The following is an 18680-nucleotide window of genomic DNA, read 5'->3' on the forward strand; positions in this document are numbered from 1 at the left end:
TCGGCCTTACGACTTATCCCGCCATGGCTTTCGACAAGCGAAACCCGATGACCAAACACCGACCTGCCAACGCCCGACCCTTCGCCCTCTCCGGCTGGAGCCTGCAACGCAAACTGGTCCTGGCCTTCTGGCTGGTCAGCGTGATCCCGACCATGATCGCCGCGGAACTGGCGGCCACCACCCTGTCGCAGATTTTCGACAGCAACGTGCGCATCTGGCTGCAGGAATCGACCAAGATCGTCGAGGACGAGATCAGCGAGATCCTGCGGGACAACGCCCGGGCCGCGCAGTTGTTCCTGCGATACGTCCGCCCTCCGGTGGATAAGTTGTCGCTGCGTCACGACCGATTGACCACTGACATCGCCGATTCCATGGGCATCGATGTTGTCGCGCTGGTGCGCAACAGCGATCACAAAGTGGTGTTCAGCACCGCCGCCGATGACATCGTGCGGCAGATCAGCACCGCGCCCAAAGCGGTGATGCAGACCTTGCAAATCGGCGGCGTGCCGACCGGTACGGTGGTCTCGACCTTCGAGACCGAACAGGATGGCGTCGATTACAAACTGGTGATCGCCACCTACCTCGACAACAGCTTTCTGACCAGCGTCTCCGATGTGCACTCGTTGGACTTGCGGTTGTACCTGGCCAAGGGCAATGACTTTTCCGAGATTTTCTCCAGTCAGCGCTTCGAAGATCACCCGGCGGCGGTGCCGGAAAAAATCGAACAGATCCTGCGCACCACCAAGCAGCCGACCGAACAATTCACCAGTCGCTACAGCGGCATCTATCGGCCGATCCTCAATGAAAACGGCGAGCTGCAAGGCGTGATCTTCAGCGGCTTGCTACGCCACACCAGCCTGGTGGGGCTGGTGAACCAGAGCAACCTGTTCATCCTGATTTTCCTGCTCAGTTCGGCAGCATCCCTGGGTGTCGGCTGGCTGGTTTCGCAACGCCTGACCCAACCGTTGCGCGGTTTGTCCAACGGCGTGCAAGCGGTGATCGCCGGGGATTATCGCCAGCGCTTGGCGGTCACCGGCGGCGATGAACTGGCCGAACTGAGCAGCACCTTCAACCACATGAGCGAACGCCTCGGCGAGTTGCAACACCTGGAATCGCAACTGCGCCGCCGCGACCGTTTGCATGCGCTGGGTGAAGTTGCGATGGGCCTGGCGCATGAAATCCGCAACCCGCTGGGCATCATCAAGACCGCGACGCAACTGCTGCACCGTCGTGCGGATTTGCCCGAGACCGATAAGCGGCATCTGGAATACGTGGTCAGCGAAGTCAGCCGGATCAATGACCTGATCACCGATTTCCTCGACTTCGCCAAACCCAGCGCGCCGCTGCGCTCGACCCAAGCGGCGCGACCGCTGGTGGATGAGCTGGTCGGGTTTTGCGCGCCGGAACTGGCCAGCCACAACATTGAGGTGCACATCGACGATCAGGCGCCGGGCGCGACCCTGTACGCCGATGCGCGCCAGCTCAAGCAGGCCGGACTGAACCTGATCGTCAACGCCATCGACGCCATGCCCGACGGCGGCCACCTGACACTCGGCATCCACCGCGACGCCGCCCACACCATCATCAGCGTGGCGGACACCGGCCAGGGCATCGAGCCCGACATGCTGGAACGGATCTTTACCCCGTTCGTGACCACCAAGGCGTCAGGCACCGGCCTCGGTCTGGCCAAGGTATTTTCGATCATGGAAAACCATGACGGGCACATCGAGTGCACCAGTGAAAAAGATGCCGGTGCAACTTTCAGCCTGTACATTCCGACCCATGGTGACGACTTCGACGAGGCGAGCGATGACACATAACGTACTGGTGGTCGACGACGAGCCCAAGCTCTGCGACCTGCTGGCATCGGCCCTGAGTCAGAACGGCATCACGGTGTTCACCGCCGGCAACGGCTTGCACGCACTCAAAGTGCTGGAGTGCGAGGACATTGACCTGGTGATCAGCGACTGGCGCATGCCCGGCATGGACGGCCCGCAATTGCTCGCGGAAATCAAAAGCCGTTTCCCGCAGTTGCCGGTGATCGTGATGACCGCCTACAGCACGGTAAAAAACGCCGTGCAGTCGATGCGCAACGGTGCGTTCGACTACATCGCCAAGCCGTTCGATATCGACGAGCTGGACATCACCGTCAGCAAGGCCCTGCAATTTCGCGACATCCTCAAAGACAACCAGCGCATGCGCGCCGAACTCGACGAACACCAGCAGATCGACAGCCTGGTGGGCGATAGCCCGAGTTTCCGCAGGGTGCTGCAAGCGATCGACTCGGTGCGCGAAAGCAATGCGACGATTCTGCTGACCGGCGAAAGCGGCACCGGCAAGGAAATGGTCGCCCGCGCCATCCACAAACACGGCAACCGCGCCGACAAGCCGTTCGTGGCGGTCAACTGTGCGGCGATCCCCGAAGGCTTGCTGGAAAGCGAAATGTTCGGCCATCGCAAAGGTGCGTTTACCGGAGCGGTGGCGGACCGAATTGGACGCTTTCAGCAGGCTGACAAAGGCACGCTGTTTCTCGACGAGATCGGTGAAATGCCGCTGGCGTTGCAGGCGAAGATCTTGCGCGCGTTGCAGGAGCGGGTGATCGAGCCGGTGGGTGATCCGCGTGAGCGCAAGGTTGATGTGCGGGTGATCGCGGCCACTAACAAAAACCTGCTGGATGCGGTGGCCAAAAAAGAGTTTCGCGAAGATTTGTATTACCGCCTCAACGTATTTCCGATCCCGCTGCCGCCCCTGCGCGAACGGGTCGAAGACATCGCGCCATTGGCCCGGCATTTCGCTAATACGCTGGGTGCTGCGGCCGGTAAACGGTTCAGCGGTTTTAGCGCGGAGGCGTTGCAGGCGATGGCGAATTATTCGTGGCCGGGGAATATTCGCGAACTGCAGAACTGCGTGGAACGCGCGACGATTGTGGCCAGCGGGTCGGTGATTGAAGAGGATGACTTGCCGGCGTATCTGTTCGCCTCACGGCCCGCCGACGGCGGTGTGCTGGTTGAACACAACGGCGTGCCGGCGGACTTGGAAGCGGCGCTGGCTGAGGTTGAAAAAGCCTACATTCTTGCAGCGCTGCAACAGAGCAATGGCGTGCAGGCAGCGGCGGCGCAACTGATCGGGATATCCGAGCGCAGCTTCTGGTATCGGCTGAAGAAATTGGGGATTCATGTGGACAAGATCGTCCGCTGATCATTGCCTCACACGGCATCCACTGTAGGAGCTGCCGAAGGCTGCGATCTTTTGATCTTGCTTTTAGCGGCGTCAAAAAGATCAAGATCAAAAGATCGCAGCCTTCGGCAGCTCCTACGGGGTGGGGTGTCAGTTATTCACCGTCCCGCCCTTCGCCTCGCTCATGATCTGCCGGATCGCCCCGACAAAGGTTTCAACCGGCTGCCCGCCCGTCACCGCGTATTGCCCGTTGAACACCACCGTCGGCACCGAACTCACGCCGCGCGACAGCCACAATTGTTCTTCTTCATGAACTTCCTTGGCGTATTCATCCGACGCCAGAATCGCCTCGGCCCGTTGCCGATCCAGCCCAACACTTTCAGCGATCTGTGCCAGTTGCGCGGGGTCCGACGGGTTGCCGCCATCAGTGAAATACGCCTTGAACAGCGCCTCTTTCAAATTGAACTGCAACCCTTCCAGCCCGGCCCAGTAGAGCAAGCGGTGGGCGTCGAAGGTGTTGTAGATGCGGCTGTTGCCGTCGGTGCGAAAGGCAAACCCGACCTCGGCGCCACGGGCGCGGATCATCTCGCGGTTTTTCTGCGATTGCTCCGGGGTGGAACCGTACTTTTCGGTGATGTGTTCAGTGATGTTCTGGCCGTCCGGGCCCATGTTCGGGTTCAGCTCGAACGGCTGGAAACGGATCTCGGCCTGGACCTCGTCACCCAGCAGGTCCAACGCCTTGGTCAAACCATACAGACCCACGACGCACCAGGGGCAGGACACGTCGCTGACAAAATCGATTTTCAGGGAGTTACTCATCGCATACCTCGCAGGCTAATGTCGCGCCGTAAAGCTCGAACAATACACCTGTAGGAGCTGCCGAAGGCTGCGATCTTTTGATCTTGATCCTGATCTTTTAGCACCGCTGAACATCAGGATCAAAAGATCGCAGCCTTCGGCAGCTCCTACAGGAATGGGTGTGTCAGTCGAGATTGATGCCGCTGACACGCCGCCTTCGCGAGCAAGCCCGCTCACACAGGGGGACTTGGGGTGTTGCCAATGGTTTTGACACGGCATGGATCGGCCTGAGCCGGGAGTCTTGAGCATCGGAAACCGCTGACCATTCATCGCAAATCACGCCCCACCTGTTATTTCTGACAGTAGCCAACCCTCTTCCCCGAAGCATTCAATTAGCTCTGCTTCCACTGCCATTAATGCGCATTGCCACCGGAGCCCGGATCATGAACGCTGACTCTCGTCGCCAAGAACACGCGGTCCATATCCCGAAACAACGTCAACGCCCGGCGATTGATATTCCGGGAGCGCTGTTCTTTGCCGATAGCGCGACCCAGGGCGTCAATCAGGCCATGGTTAAAGCACCTGGATTACAGGTCAACATAGATTCCGACTCGGTCAAACCCGGCGACAGTGTTTTGGTGTATATCGACGACCGCCTGGTACTGGTGCTGCCGGTCAAGGTGGATTACGCACGCGAACCGATCATCCAGTACATCCCGGCCAGGCTGATTCCCGAAGGGTTGATCACCGTGACTTACCGGGTGAATCTTGAATGGTCAGTGCCGCTGAAGGTGATGGTCAAAACCCGTTTGCCCGGCGGCATCGATCCAGACCTGAATGCGCCGGGGCATTCCTTGCTGGCGGCACCACAACTCAGCGCCACCCTCCTGAGCGGCCTGCAGGATGAAACGGTCACGGTTGCCCCCTACCAAAACATGAGCAGTGGCGATGTTGTGACGCTGGTATTCGGCCGGTCCGCCATCCCGCATACCGTGAAAGCCAATGAAGTAACAAAGCCACTGACCTTTACTCTGCTGAAGGGTATGTTTGCCGAGAACGGTCATGGCGAAATCGTTCTGTACTACAGGATTGTTGATCAATTCGGCAACAGCGCCACGGCTCACTCAGCGGGCCTCTCGGTCATGATCCAGAGCGACGCCGATGAGCCTGCGCCCCCGAGGGTGGCGGGCGTTGACGAACAGAGCATTCTCTACCTGAGCCAACTGGGGAGCCAGACGCTCGATATCCATCTCGATACGCAAGACTTCGGTTCAGGCGACACGCTGACGCTTCACTGGTTAGGGCTGGACCGTACAGGTGAGGCCCATGTGCTCACCGAAACGCAAACCCTCAAGATTCAATCGGCGCTGAGTTTCAAGATTGCCAACGCCGATATCCAGACCCTGGCCGGCGGCAGCGCACGGCTTTTCTTTACCCGGACGGACGGCAATGGCGACATACAGCCATTACCTTCGCGGGAAATACTCATTGTGGGGAATACCCGCAGGGTCAGTGAGCCGGAATCCGGCAGCAGCGGCAGCAGCGGCAGCACACTCAGCGAACCCGAAAGCGGTGTCTTGAGGATCGATGTGCCGATTATCCAGGGAAGCACCGTGCCTGTGGTCGGGGCGCATTGCGGGGTTTCGATCAGAATATACGATGACCAGGACCCGAATGGGGCCCAGGTGGTCATCGACCCACTGATCGACGGAGCCGCGCTCGATGTCATCGACCTCATTCTCAACGACAACATTATCGACACCCTTATCGTTGCAGAGGGCGAAGAAAATGCCCGGCACCTAATGAAAATCCCCAATCATCAGCTCAACCCGTATGCCGTCAACTTTCTTGTGGCCATCGTCAGCAGGGTCGGCGGAAATGCCGATTTTTCCGAGCCACCACTGAGTATCCTGTACAACGAAATCCGCCCCGGAAACAAAGACCTCGACACCGGGCCGGGCCACTCGGAACTGCAACTGAAATTGCCGCAAGACATCATCGACAATGGCCTGGACGCCGCCCGGGCATTGCAGGACGTCGAGGTGAGTTTTTGTTACCCCTACTGCCGGGCTTACGACATCATCGAGCTGCGACTGGGAAACTCGACCCTGCGTTTTACGGTTTCGCCGAGCGAGGCTCCAGAGTTCGGTGAAAGCACGCCCCTGTGCATTGAGCGCACATTGATTGCGCAAAACTTCAAGGATGCCGGCGACAGTCCGGAATTTGTATTCAGTTACACCGTACATGACCAGATCACTAACGGCGCAGACCCGTCTGACCCGTACTCGCCACCTATCTTTATCGATGTCGATCTCGCTGGCGTGCGGCGCCCGGCTCCGGAGTTTTTCGACAACCCGAACGACGCGGATTCAAACTCTATCGACCTGGAACAGATGGGCAGCGACGACCTGATCATGCTGGTCAGGGCCGCCACCTCGCAGTTTGCGGTTGGCGACACGATCGACGCCAGATACAGCAGCCCTCCCAGCCCTGACTTCCTGGTGTCAGGCACCCTTACCGGCCAGTTCAACAGGCCCGTGCCGCTGCCGCTCCTGGTGCCCAATAACCTGGTCATCTCCGGACGGAGGGTGACCGGCAGCTATGTGCAATCCAGAAACGGCGTATTCATTGCCAACTCGGTAATTGCCAACACGCGGGTCATTGGCTCCGGAATACCGGACTTGCCACCGCCCGTGGTGATCCTCGCACCCGGCGGTGTGCTTGAGCCCAAAGACAACCCGCAAGGCGCCATAGGACGGGTCGAAATTCCGGGGTTCCGCCCAGGTGATCAAGTCCAATTGATTGTTCGGGGCGCTCCCGGGGCCGGCTCCCCAGCGTTCACTCCGGTGGACCTGGATGACAACGGTCTGGCCAGCTTCCCTTTGAGCACAGCCTTTATCAAGGCCAACAGAGGCCGGGTCGTGATCGTGAGTTACATGTTTATCCGGGGTACTCGGCAGTTGCCATCCCGGGAGTTGACGCTCATCGTCAATAACGCGAGTGAACAACCTGAAATCACCAGCGTCACGGCCGGCGGAGCAACGGTTGTCGATCGGGGATCGACGTATTACCGCACGCTGGCCATCAGTGGCACGGCCGAAGCGGGAACAGAGGTGGAGGTCATTGATAACCTCAGCAACTCCCTCGGCCGGTTCCCGGTCAATGCCAGCGGGATCTGGACCGTTCTGGAACGAACATTCAACGTGACCACCCATACCCTCACGGCACGAACCACCGATGGCAGCGACCTGGTCTCAGAGCCACGGGCGTTCACGGTGCTGGAAGGGCTCGTGCTCGAAATTACAAACTTCTACAATCCGGTCTACAACGGCTGGCAGACAGGGCCGGCGGTTGGGCCCAATGACCTGTTTTTCATCTTCTACCCTCCGTTCAACCAATACGTGTTGTTCAACAACACCAACACCAATAACTCGGCGGGTGTCGTGCTGTACAAGGACTTCAACAATTTAACGCCCGGTAGGACGTACGCCTTAACCGTCAACTTCGCACGCTACCCTCAACTGGCCGCCGTACCGATAGTGGCCTTGAGAACCAATGGCGCCACAAGCGCAAACCTGACCATCAGCCATGCCGACCCGCGACATTACACGCTGAATTTTATCCCGAGCAGCCCCAACGACAGACTGATGATCTCCAATGTTCTGGCCACCGGCACGGGAAATGACTATGTCATCCCGTGGATTCAATTCCAGCGGCTCAACTGAACGCAGACCGCCATCCGGTCAGCGGACGTGGTCATGTCTGGAGAGCGCGTTATCGTTCTTCGCGAGCAAACTTCGCTCCTACGGGGAATTGGGGGTTATAGAAGGTTGGGGGCGGCCACCGGCTCAATCTGCGCCCAATGCGAGGTGTCTTCGCGGTGGGACTGCAAGTACGGCAACACCGCCGCGAGCAACGGCGCCTTGAACGCTTCCTGGAAACGATGGGCCATGCCCGGGATCAGTTTCAACTGACTGCCGCGAATATGCGCCGCGAGGTGGACGCCGTGCATCACCGGCAGCAATGGGTCTGCCGTGCCGTGCACCACCAGCGTCGGCACGCGCAATTGGTTGAGCAACGCCACGCGGCTCGGCTCGGCGAGGATCGCCATGATCTGGCGCTTCACGCCTTCGGGATTGAACGCCCGGTCATACGAAGCTGCGGCCTGTTGCAGCAGCACTTGCCGATCATCGCTCACGCTCGGGCTGCTCAGGGCCGCGAGCAAATCCGCCTGTTGCTCCAGCGCCACTTCGCGGTTCGGCGCGCCGCGACGCGACAACAATTGCACCAGCGCCGCACTCGGCGCCGGCAAGCCTTCGGCCCCGGAGCTGGTCATGATCAACGTCAGGCTCTCAATCCGCTGCGGCGCCATCGCTGCCATGTGCTGGGCGATCATCCCGCCCATGCTTGCGCCCAGCACGTGGAATTGCTCGATGTGCAACGCATCCATCAACCCTAACGCGTCCTCGGACATGTCGGTCAAGGTGTACGGCGCTGCCACCGGCAAACCGAGTTTGTAGCGCAACACTTCGAAGGTCAGGTTGGCGTTGGCCGGCGTCTGGCGCCAGGTCGACAGCCCGACATCGCGGTTGTCATAGCGAATCACCCGAAAACCCTGCTGACACAAGGCAACCACGACTTCGTCGGGCCAGTGGATCAGTTGCCCGCCCAGGCCCATCACCAGCAACAATGCCGGATCGGATGCACGGCCGATGCTCTGGTACGCCAGGCTCACCTGGTCCAGATCGACATGTTCGGTCGCCACATTGACGTCGCAACGCGAAGTCGCAAAGGACGGCAGGCTGAACAACAGCGCTGCCACTAATAAAAATACACGCATGAAAAACACCGAAACGCAGAACCCCAGTAGAGCGCGAGTCTGATGAAGTTTGTTCAAGCGCGCTGCCACAGTTGCGTGACAGTTTAATGAAGATTGCCGAGTGGTCGTGTCGGGCGTACGGCAGTCACCAGGCAAGACCCTGCCGCCGCTCATCGGAAGACCCCGTCAACCTGTTATTTCTGACAGTAGGCAGCCTCCCCTGTTGTGTATTCAATCGGCCCCCCGGGCACACACAGAGGTTGCGTTGATGATCACAACCAATTGCCCCGAGGCCAGACAGGAACTGGCCACCCGCCCAGCGCTGGAAATACCCGGCGCGATGACCTCCGTCGGGCGTGCGGAGTTGGGCGTCAATCAGGCCATCCTCATGGAGCGAGGCTTGCCAATCGCCATTGATTCCAACGGCATCGAACCCGGCGACAGTGTGTTGGTGTACCTCGACACGCGGCTGGTCCTGGTCCTGCCGGTGAAGAAGGATTACGCCGGCCAGCCCATCACCCCATACATCCCGGCGGCGCTGATTCCGGAAGGAGTTTTCACCCTGACGTACCGGGTGAACCTTGAGCGATCCGCCCCGCTGAACGTTCGAGTCAAGACCCGTTTGCCCGGCGGTATCGATCACCCGCTGGCAGCGCCATACATTGGCGCCACCACGCTCAACGCTCAGCAGGATGAAACCGTCATCGTGCCCGCCTATGAGGGCATGTGCCCGAACGACAAGGTCACGCTGATGTTCGGCAACTGGGCCTTGCTGCATACGGTAAAGGCCGACGAGGTCGGACAGCCGCTGACGTTTTCGCTGTCCAGGGACAAGGTCGCCAGCAATGGCGATGGTGCGGTCGTTCTGTATTACACGGTGTGCGACGAACTGAAAAATTGCGCGCTGGATCACTCACCCGGCCGTGTACTGACGATCCAGTCTGGCACCGACGAACCGGTACTTGCGACGGTAGAAGGCACCGATCAGCAGCACACGTTGTACTTGAGCCGATTGGGCAGCCGCTCGGCCAAGGTCAGCCTCGACACCCAAGGTTTTGCCCCCGGTGACATGCTGAAACTGGTCTGGCGAGGCCTGGACCGCACGGGCAAGTCGAAGGTGTTGAGCCTGGAACAAACTCTGGAAATCCCATTGAGGCCGGACTTCAAGATTCCCAACGCGGTCATGCAGGAATTGGCTGGTGGCAGCGCCCGGCTGTTTTTCACCCGTACCGACGCCCATGGCTCTGCGCAGACATTACCGGCCACGGAAATTCTGATTGTCGGTCACACGCACAGGAGCAGTGAGCCGCCGCATCCACCAGCAGCCGTTCCCGAAGACAGTGTGTTGCAGATCGCCCAACCGACCATTTTGGGAGCGACTGAATCGGTGGAAGGCGCCGACTGCGGTGTCTCGCTACGGATTTACGATGACAGTGACCTCAACGGCTCCCGGGTCATTATCAACCCGGTGACAGGGGCCGTGGCTTTGGATGTGGTCGATCTCCTGCTCAACGGGCGCATCGTCGACACGTTTATCATCCAGTCCGGTACGGTGAAGTGTCGGCATGAGATGAAGATTCCCAAGCTTGAGCTAATGCCCGACAGGATCAACGTGCTGCAAGCCACGATCAGCCGGGTCAGCCATGACGCCGTAACCTCCTCGCCGCCATTGAGGATCCTGTACAACGCCATCCGCCCCGGCAACAAGGACCTCGATTGCAATCCCGGGCACTCGGAATTGCAACTGAAACTGCCACAGGACGTTATCGATAATGGTCTGGATGCCGAACGTGTTGCGCTGAACGTCGAGGTGCGCTTTTGCTATCCCTATTGCCGGCCTCACGACGTCATCGCACTGACTATGGGCAACCTGACCATGCGTTTCACGGTGTCGCCCGATGAGCTTCCACGGTGCGTGGCGAACGAACCGCAATGCATCGTGCGGACATTGACGGCGCAACAGTTTCGACAGGCTGCAAACGGCCCGCGACTGACGCTTTTCTACACCGTGCAGGACCAGATCAAAAATGGCCCGGACACGATGGCACCCTGTTCGGCGCACGTGGTTTTCGAATCCGATCACACCGGTGTGCGTCGTCATGTGCCGGCATCAAGAGCAGCCCTCGGTCAAGCCGCCCACATGCTGCTCGCCCCCAGCGCCGTACTCGACCCGCAAGCTCCGCCGACGCAGATACCGATCATCAGCGCCGTCACCACCAGGGATCAGGTGATCCCCCACACTGGCGTCACTTACTACCATAACTCCCTGGTTATTCGCGGCCGGGCGACTGCGGGGCGACCGGTGGTTGTCTATGAGGGGGTGCGCAATCTCGGACGGTTCACGGTCGATGCCAATGGCGACTGGGTCGTGCCGGCGCGAACCTTTGCGGTAGCGCGCCATGTCATTACGGTGCGGTCAATCGACAGCACGCAACACTCGCTACCGTACGTGTTCACGGTCCAGCCAGGACTGTCGGAGGAACGAGTGGTTTTCGATTACCCGGACTATCAAGGCTGGGTCCCGCACGATCCGGATTTCAAGAATGTGTTCTCGTTTTACCAGGCGCCGGGCGAACGCTATTGCGTACTCAAGACCGAGACTGTAACCGGCGCAGCCCCGGCGGACATACTCTCCAGATCATTCAATAACCTCCAACCCGGCGCTACTTATCGACTTCAGGTCGCCGTGCTCCAGTCGGCAACCGGCAACCTTCAGCCGTCCCTTCGCCTGCGCTCCAGCACCGGCGCCGCATCCGACTTTGTGCATTTGAACAATCAGGTCCTCGAAGTACTCAGCCTGCATTTTGTACCACCCACACCCGAGGGCACGCTGTACCTCGAAAGTGGCATGGAGGGTGGTCGCGGGAATGTTTTTTTTATCCCATGGATGACGCTGGATCGGGCGCCACTCGCTCCGATGTCATCAGCCCAGAATATGGCGCGGATCTGGGGGTGACCCGGTATTTCGTTAAAAATGCCGGACAAAGTTCCATAAGGAGCCTGTGTAAACCATCGACCAAAACAAAGCCCGCTGACCGTCACCGATTCAGCGGGCTTTTCATTACATCCGTACTTAGGCGAGCTGACTACGCAACTGCCGCGCCGCCGCCACCATGTTTACCAGCGCCGCCTCCGTCTCCGGCCACGCACGGGTCTTCAAGCCGCAATCCGGATTCACCCACAAGCGTTCCGCCGGAATGCGCTTCACAGCCTTGCTCATCAACTTGACCATTTCGGCGGTGTCCGGCACCCGTGGCGAGTGGATGTCATACACGCCCGGGCCGATGTCGTTCGGGTAGTCGAAGGCTTCGAAAGCTTCGAGCAATTCCATGTCCGAGCGCGAGGTTTCGATGGTGATCACGTCGGCGTCCATGGCCGCGATGGATTTGATCACGTCGTTGAATTCGCTGTAGCACATGTGGGTGTGGATCTGGGTTTCGTCGCGCACACCGGAGGCGCTCAAGCGGAAGGCTTCCACCGCCCAGTCGAGGTATTCCTGCCATTGCGCCCGGCGCAACGGCAAGCCTTCGCGGAACGCGGCTTCGTCGATCTGCACGATTTTGATCCCGGCGTTTTCCAAATCGACCACTTCGTCACGCAGGGCCAATGCCAATTGTTGCGCCTGGATTTTGCGCGACACGTCTTCGCGTGGGAACGACCACATCAGCATGGTCACGGGACCGGTGAGCATGCCTTTCATGACCTTGTCGGTCAGGCTTTGCGCGTAGGTGATCCAGTCGACAGTCATGGCGTTCGGGCGGCTCAGGTCGCCGTAAATGATCGCCGGTTTCACGCAGCGCGAACCGTAGCTCTGCACCCAGCCGAAACGGGTGAACAGGTAGCCGTCCAGTTGCTCGGCGAAATACTCGACCATGTCGTTGCGCTCGGCTTCACCGTGCACCAGCACATCCAGGCCCAGACGCTCCTGGACTTGCACCGCGTGGCGGATTTCGCTGTGCATGGCGTCGGTGTAATCGTTGGCCGACAGCTTGCCTTGCTTGAACGCCTGACGGGCCAGACGGATCGAACCGGTCTGCGGGAACGAACCGATGGTGGTGGTCGGGAACGTCGGCAGTTTCAGGCGTGCACGCTGTTGTTCGATGCGTTTGGCGAACGGCGAATGACGTTGGCTGTCCTTGGCGTCAATGGCGGCGATACGGGCCTGGACTTCAGCTTTATGAATGCGCGGCGATTGCGCACGGCTGGCCTGGATCGCGCGGCTTTCGGCCAGTGCGGCTTGCACCTTGGGCGCTTGCGGGTCGTTGAGGGCATCGCGCAGTACGGCGATTTCACCGCACTTCTGCACGGCGAAGGCCAGCCAGGATTTCAGTTCCGGGTCGAGCTTGTCTTCGCGCTCCAGATCCACCGGGCTGTGCAGCAACGAGCAGGAACTGCTGACCCACAAGTTGTCGCCAAAACGCTCTTGCGCCGGTTGCAGTTGCGCCAGCACTTGTTCCAGTTCGCAGCGCCAGACGTTGCGGCCGTTGACCAGGCCGACCGAGAGAATCTTGTAGGTCGGCAGGCGATCCAGCACCTGGCCGAGTTGATCCGGCGCGCGCACGGCATCAATGTGCAGGCCTTGCACCGGCAGGCTGACGGCCAGGCCGAGGTTGTCTTCCAGGCCGCTGAAGTAGGTCGCGACGAGTTTTTTCAGCGGCGAGTATTGAAGGATGTGGTAAGCGCGTTCGAATGCACTTTTCCAGGCTTGCGGCAGGTCGAGGGTCAGGATCGGTTCGTCGATCTGCACCCATTCCACACCTTGTTCGGCGAGGCGACCGAGGATTTCGTTGTAGACCGGCAGCAGGCGTTCCAGCAGTTCGAGTTTGTCGAAGTCGTTGCCTTTGGCTTTGCCCAGCCACAGATAAGTTAGCGGGCCGATGATCACTGGTTTGACGTTGTGGCCCAGGGCCTTGGCTTCGGCGACTTCGTCGAACAGCTGTTCCCAGCTCAGTTTGAATTGCTGATCAGCGCTGAATTCCGGGACCAGGTAGTGGTAGTTGGTGTCGAACCACTTGGTCAATTCCTGGGCGTATTGCAACTGGCTGTGTTCACCACCGCAGCAAGCGGCTGTGGCGCCACGGGCCATGGCGAACAGGGTGTCGAGGGTCGGCTGGCCGCTGGCATCGAGGGTGCTGTTGAAACGCTCGGGCACTACACCGAAAGCCAGGGAATGGCTGAGCACCTGGTCGTACCAGGCGAAGTCGCCGACCGGCAGCAAATCGATGCCGGCGTCTTTCTGCAATTGCCAATGGGTGGCGCGCAGTTGGCGGCCAACGGCTTTCAAAGCGTCCTGATCGAGATCGCCCTTCCAGTAGGATTCGAGGGCTTTTTTCAGTTCGCGGTCAGCGCCGATGCGCGGGAAACCAAGTGTGTGGGCCAGAGCCATGGTGAATTTCTCCCTTTAAAGATGTTGTAAAAACGTGGGCCTATTGTCGACAGCCAACCCAACATGAGACAAACTCAACCTTTTCGTGTTGATCACAAGTTTTCCTCATGGAGCCCCCGGTGCTTGAAATCCGTCACCTGAAGACCCTGCATGCCTTGCGCGAAGCCGACAGCCTGGTGGATGCGGCCGACCGCCTGCACCTGACGCAGTCGGCCCTGTCCCACCAATTCAAGGAACTGGAGGAGCGCATGGGCATGCCGTTGTTCGTGCGCAAGACCAAACCGGTGCGTTTCACCAGTGCCGGTCTGCGCCTGCTGCAACTGGCCGACGCCACCCTGCCACTGCTGCGTGGCGCCGAACGCGATATCGCGCGGCTAGCCGGCGGCACTGCCGGGCGTTTGCACATGGCGATCGAGTGTCACAGTTGCTTTCAGTGGCTGATGCCGACCATCGACCAGTTCCGCGACGCCTGGCCGGAAGTCGAACTCGACCTGGCCTCGGGCTTCTCCTTCGCCCCGCTGCCGGCCCTGGCCCGTGGCGATCTGGACTTGGTGGTGACATCCGATCCGCAGGAACTGGCCGGGATCACCTACGTGCCGTTGTTCACCTACGAAGCGATGCTCGCGGTGGCCAATCAGCACCGGTTGGCGAGCAAGGCGTACATCGTGCCGGAAGACTTGCTCACGGAAACCTTGATCACCTACCCGGTGGAGCGCGATCGACTGGACATCTTCACGCGTTTCCTCGAACCCGCCGACGTCGAACCGGCCCAGGTCCGCACTTCGGAACTGACGGTGATGATGATGCAACTGGTGGCCAGCGGACGCGGCGTGTGCGGCATGCCGCATTGGGCGCTGCATGAATACAGCTCACGGGGTTATGTGAAGGCCAAGCGGCTGGGCGAGAAAGGCTTGTTTGCGACGCTGTACGCGGGGATTCGTGCGGACATGCTGGATGCGCCGTACATGCGCGATTTCTTGCTGACGGCGAAGGACACGTCGTTCTCCACCCTCGACGGGGTTAGCGCAGTTCGCTGACTTAAAGCGGAAATCAAAAGATCGCAGCCTCGTTTCACTCGACAGTTCCTACAGTGTTTTGCGTACACCTGTAGGAGTTGTCGAGTGAAACGAGGCTGCGATCTTTAGATCTCGCGCCACATGTGGATTTTGTCGAAGTAGTCCTCGCCGACCCGCACGGCCAGCGGCTCCAGGCCGAACTGGATGAAACCGCAACGCTGGTACAGCTTGAACGCGGCGTCATTGCCAGCCGTAACGGTCAGCTGAATCAGTTTCAGGCCTGGGCGATTTTGCGCTTCCATCAGCGCAGCCTGGACCAATTCAAAACCGAGCCCGCACTGACGAACCTGGCCAGACACGTACATGCCAAACAGTGTCGCCTTGTGCCGAGCCTTTTCCCGGGGTTCGAAGGCCAGGCCGACGATGCCCGACAACTTGCCTTCCACGAACCCGCCGAACACCACATCGAGCTTGCTGGTCAATCGCGATTCCCACCAGCCCAGCGGCATCGCGGCACGTTCGCGCACGCTGGAGGTGAAGGCTTGCGGATGCCGGTCGTAGGCTTCGAGCATCAGTTCCCGATAGTCCAGGGCATGGCTGGCATCCAGGCGTTCGATCCACATGGTCACGCCGCCTTGCGCTGTTCAAGCATCAGCCGCACCGCCAAGGCCGACAGCACGAAACCCATGAAATAACGCTGCACGGCCAGCCAGGTCGGGTTGCTGACGAACCACGACGCAATGCCGGCGGCGAACAGCGCAATCAGCAGGTTGACGCAGAAACTCACGCTGATCTGGGTCAGGCCGAGGATGATGCTCTGGGTAAACACCGAGCCATGTTCCGGGCTGATGAACTGCGGAAACACCGACAGGTAGAACACCGCGATCTTCGGGTTCAAGGCACTGGTGAGAAAGCCCATGGTGATCAATTTGCGCGACGAGTCCGGCGGCAATTGCTGGGCTTCGAACGGTGAGCGCGCGCCGGGTTTGACTGCCTGCCAGGCCAGCCACACCAGGTACAGCGCGCCGGCCCATTTCAACACTTCATACGCCATCGGCACCGCCAGGAACACCGCAGTCAAACCAGCGGCGGCGGCGAACAGGTGCACGAAGAACCCCGCCACCACGCCGAGCAACGACGTCACCCCGGCCTTGCGCCCCTGGCAGATCGAACGGGAGATCAGGTAAATCATGTTCGGCCCCGGCGTCAGTACCATCAGCAACGCGGCGGCGGCGAAGATCAGCAAGTCTTGAAGCGGGATCATGGGGCAGTCCTGGGTCCGGTGTTGATCAGGCGATCGAGGTCAGCGAGGCTCGATAAAACGGCAGGATCACGTCCCGTGTCAATGGCGCCAGCGTGAGATGGCCGTCAGTGGCCGGGTCGATCCAGCGCACTTCTTCGATCTCGGCCGCCGGAGTGACGTTTGCGTCGATGTTCAGCAGAAACAGTTCGGCCTGGACGACATAACCCGGTTCGTTGGCGGCCGGTGCCGAGAATTGGCCCAGAAACGTGGTTTGCGTCGGGTCGATGACCAGGCCCAGTTCTTCTTCCAGCTCGCGGGCCAAGGCATGGACCGGTTGCTCATGGGCTTCGATCTTGCCGCCCGGTTGCATGAACGCTTCGGTGCCGCGTTTGCGGACCAGCAGAGTGCGGCCGTCGGGGCCGATCAACAGGGCGGCGGCGATGTGGATGATGCGGGGGGAAGTGGGCATGGATCGAAGTAGGCCTTAGTCAAAAGGCCATAAGAATAACCTGTAGGAGCCAGGCTTGCCGGCGAAGGCGTCTTTGAAATCGCCTTCGCCTGTAGGAGCGAGGCTTGCCCGCGAAGGCGTCTTTGAAATCGCCTTCGCGGGCAAGCCTCGCTCCTACAAGTGTTCGCAGTAGCGGCTAGGAGGTTGCGCGTTCCAGCAAGGCTTCCACTTCCTCGGGGACTTTCACAAAGATGCTGTATTTCGCCCCTTCCATGGTTTCAAACGCAATCAGCTTGTCCACCAACGGCGCGTTCAACACCTTGCCGGCATTGAGCAGCAGCATGCCGTTGTCGGCATTGAGGTTGCGCGCCAGGATCATGCCCGGCGCCAGGTCACGGGTGGTCAGCACTTTGACCGACGGGTCGGCCAGGGTCACGTCACTGAGGTACGCGGCGCACACCTGAATGAAATCCTCGACCAGCTCGGGATCGTAGAGCCGCCCGGCGTAGTTGCGGATGTACACCAGCGCTTCGTCGCTGTTCATCTGCCGTTCGAGGATCAGCCCGCGCTGCAATTCGATGAAATCCACCGCCAGTTTCAGCAAGCGCGAACCAAACGGAATCGCCTCGCCCTTGAGCCGGTCCGGGAAACCGCTGCCGTCCCAGCGTTCCTGGTGATGCAGGATCAAGCGTGCGGCATCCTTCATCGGGTCGAGGGTCATCAGCAGCGACTCGCTCTGCTTCGGATACTCGCGATAACGGTCGCGGTCGATGTGATGGAGCATGTCCGACGGCGTGATCATCATGCTGTCGGTCCAGCTCAACTTGCCGATGTTGTACAGCGCAGCAGCCATGGTCAGGTCACGGCTGGTGCCTTCGTCCAGGCCGTGGAGTTTGCAGTACACCCGCACCAGCTCGATGATCTGGCGGTTGGTCTGCTTGGCCGGTGGCAGGCGCAGGTTGGCCAGCAACGAGAAAACCTCGGTGCCGGTGACATAACTGTGTTTGAGCTCTTCATACGCCAGGTCGAGCATGTCGGCGGTCTGTTGCAACTCGGAAGTGCGCGCCGCGACGTGTTTTTCCAGGGTCGAATTGAGGGTTTTCAACTGGTCATTCTGCTGGCGGGTCAATTGCACCAGGCGCCGGCGTTCAAGCTCGGAATGATGATGCTCCAGGGCCTGGCGCAAGGTCAGCTGCAGTTCTTCGTCATTCCAGGGTTTGCTGATGTAACGGTGAATCTGCCCGTCGTTGATCGCCTTGATGATCGTCGGCAGGTCTGCGTAACCGGTCAGCAGGATGCGCGTGGTCGTCGGGTACAACTGATGGATGTGCGCCAGCAGCGTGGCGCCATCCATATTGGGCATGCGCGCGTCGCTCATCACCAGATCGATGGGCTGTTGCGCCATGATTTCCAGGGCTTGGGCACCGCTGGTGGCCAACAGTACGTCGTAGGGCTGGCCGCGCAACAGACGACGCAGGCTGCTGAGGATTGATTCCTCGTCGTCGACCAGCAACACCTTGGGTTTATCGGTCAAAGTCGTAGGGAGTTGCTCTTCCATGGCGTCACCTCGAGTGAAACGTGTCCAACGTTGTGGCAGGCGACGACAAACGTCCACTCTTGCCGGAGCCTGATCTACAGGCTAGATGATTTTCAGACATTGCCGGCAACTGATTCATTCCATACACCCGAGCGAACTCCAGACAAGGGGGCTATGCTCAGGTGACTCGGATCCACATTCTGTGACCGTTCGGCCAGGTGATCAGGGAAAGGATGCCCCTATGAACAGACCGTTT

Annotated in this window: 12 protein-coding genes; 5 read left to right on the top strand and 7 right to left on the bottom strand. The window is 59.8% G+C overall.

Annotation, left to right across the window (positions count from 1 at the left end):
• Window positions 1–47: 47 nt before the first annotated feature.
• Both LOY68_RS25600 and LOY68_RS25605 read left to right on the top strand, forming a co-directional pair.
• Window positions 48–1820: a sensor histidine kinase gene (locus LOY68_RS25600; protein ID WP_265040659.1), complete on the top strand. Its 1773-nt coding sequence runs from the start codon at window positions 48–50 to the stop codon at window positions 1818–1820.
• A complete protein-coding gene (locus LOY68_RS25605) occupies window positions 1810–3198 on the top strand; it encodes a sigma-54-dependent transcriptional regulator (protein ID WP_265040661.1) in 1389 nt (462 codons plus the stop codon). The genes LOY68_RS25600 and LOY68_RS25605 overlap by 11 nt, the downstream gene beginning before the upstream one ends.
• 129 nt (window positions 3199–3327) lie before the next feature.
• On the opposite strand, the gene LOY68_RS25610 is transcribed toward LOY68_RS25605, so the two are convergent.
• On the bottom strand, window positions 3328–3996 hold the full coding sequence (locus LOY68_RS25610) for a DsbA family oxidoreductase (protein ID WP_265040663.1): 669 nt from the start codon (window positions 3994–3996) through the stop codon (window positions 3328–3330).
• Window positions 3997–4418: 422 nt separating this feature from the next.
• Between LOY68_RS25610 and LOY68_RS25615 the strand changes: the two genes are divergently transcribed.
• Window positions 4419–7700, top strand: coding sequence for a hypothetical protein (locus LOY68_RS25615; protein WP_265040665.1), 3282 nt, complete (start codon window positions 4419–4421; stop codon window positions 7698–7700).
• 95 nt (window positions 7701–7795) lie between these two features.
• On the opposite strand, the gene LOY68_RS25620 is transcribed toward LOY68_RS25615, so the two are convergent.
• The gene (locus LOY68_RS25620; protein WP_265040667.1) at window positions 7796–8815 is read right to left on the bottom strand and encodes an alpha/beta fold hydrolase; all 1020 of its coding nucleotides are present in this window, start codon (window positions 8813–8815) and stop codon (window positions 7796–7798) included.
• 247 nt (window positions 8816–9062) lie between these two features.
• Between LOY68_RS25620 and LOY68_RS25625 the strand changes: the two genes are divergently transcribed.
• The gene (locus tag LOY68_RS25625) at window positions 9063–11750 is read left to right on the top strand and encodes a hypothetical protein (RefSeq protein ID WP_265040668.1); all 2688 of its coding nucleotides are present in this window, start codon (window positions 9063–9065) and stop codon (window positions 11748–11750) included.
• Window positions 11751–11867: 117 nt separating this feature from the next.
• Here LOY68_RS25625 and metE read toward each other — a convergent pair whose 3' ends face one another.
• Entirely contained in the window at window positions 11868–14180 is a 2313-nt protein-coding gene (gene metE, locus LOY68_RS25630) for a 5-methyltetrahydropteroyltriglutamate--homocysteine S-methyltransferase (RefSeq protein WP_265040669.1), read from the bottom strand.
• 119 nt (window positions 14181–14299) lie between these two features.
• Between metE and metR the strand changes: the two genes are divergently transcribed.
• Window positions 14300–15217, top strand: coding sequence for a transcriptional regulator MetR (gene metR, locus LOY68_RS25635; protein ID WP_265040671.1), 918 nt, complete (start codon window positions 14300–14302; stop codon window positions 15215–15217).
• 104 nt (window positions 15218–15321) lie between these two features.
• Here the strand turns inward: metR and LOY68_RS25640 are convergent, their stop codons facing one another.
• From LOY68_RS25640 to LOY68_RS25655, 4 genes are all read right to left on the bottom strand, one after another.
• Window positions 15322–15819, bottom strand: a complete 498-nt coding sequence (locus LOY68_RS25640) for a GNAT family N-acetyltransferase (protein ID WP_265040672.1) — start codon at window positions 15817–15819, stop codon at window positions 15322–15324.
• Between the two features lie 2 nt (window positions 15820–15821).
• Window positions 15822–16460 (bottom strand): LysE family translocator, encoded by a 639-nt coding sequence (locus LOY68_RS25645; protein ID WP_054045262.1) that lies wholly within the window; start codon window positions 16458–16460, stop codon window positions 15822–15824.
• 25 nt (window positions 16461–16485) lie between these two features.
• Window positions 16486–16908: an NUDIX hydrolase gene (locus LOY68_RS25650; protein WP_265040673.1), complete on the bottom strand. Its 423-nt coding sequence runs from the start codon at window positions 16906–16908 to the stop codon at window positions 16486–16488.
• 175 nt (window positions 16909–17083) lie between these two features.
• Entirely contained in the window at window positions 17084–18445 is a 1362-nt protein-coding gene (locus tag LOY68_RS25655) for an HD domain-containing phosphohydrolase (RefSeq protein ID WP_265040675.1), read from the bottom strand.
• Window positions 18446–18680: the final 235 nt, after the last annotated feature.

Source organism: Pseudomonas sp. B21-053 (assembly GCF_026016365.1).
Taxonomy (GTDB): Bacteria; Pseudomonadota; Gammaproteobacteria; order Pseudomonadales; family Pseudomonadaceae; genus Aquipseudomonas; species Aquipseudomonas nunensis.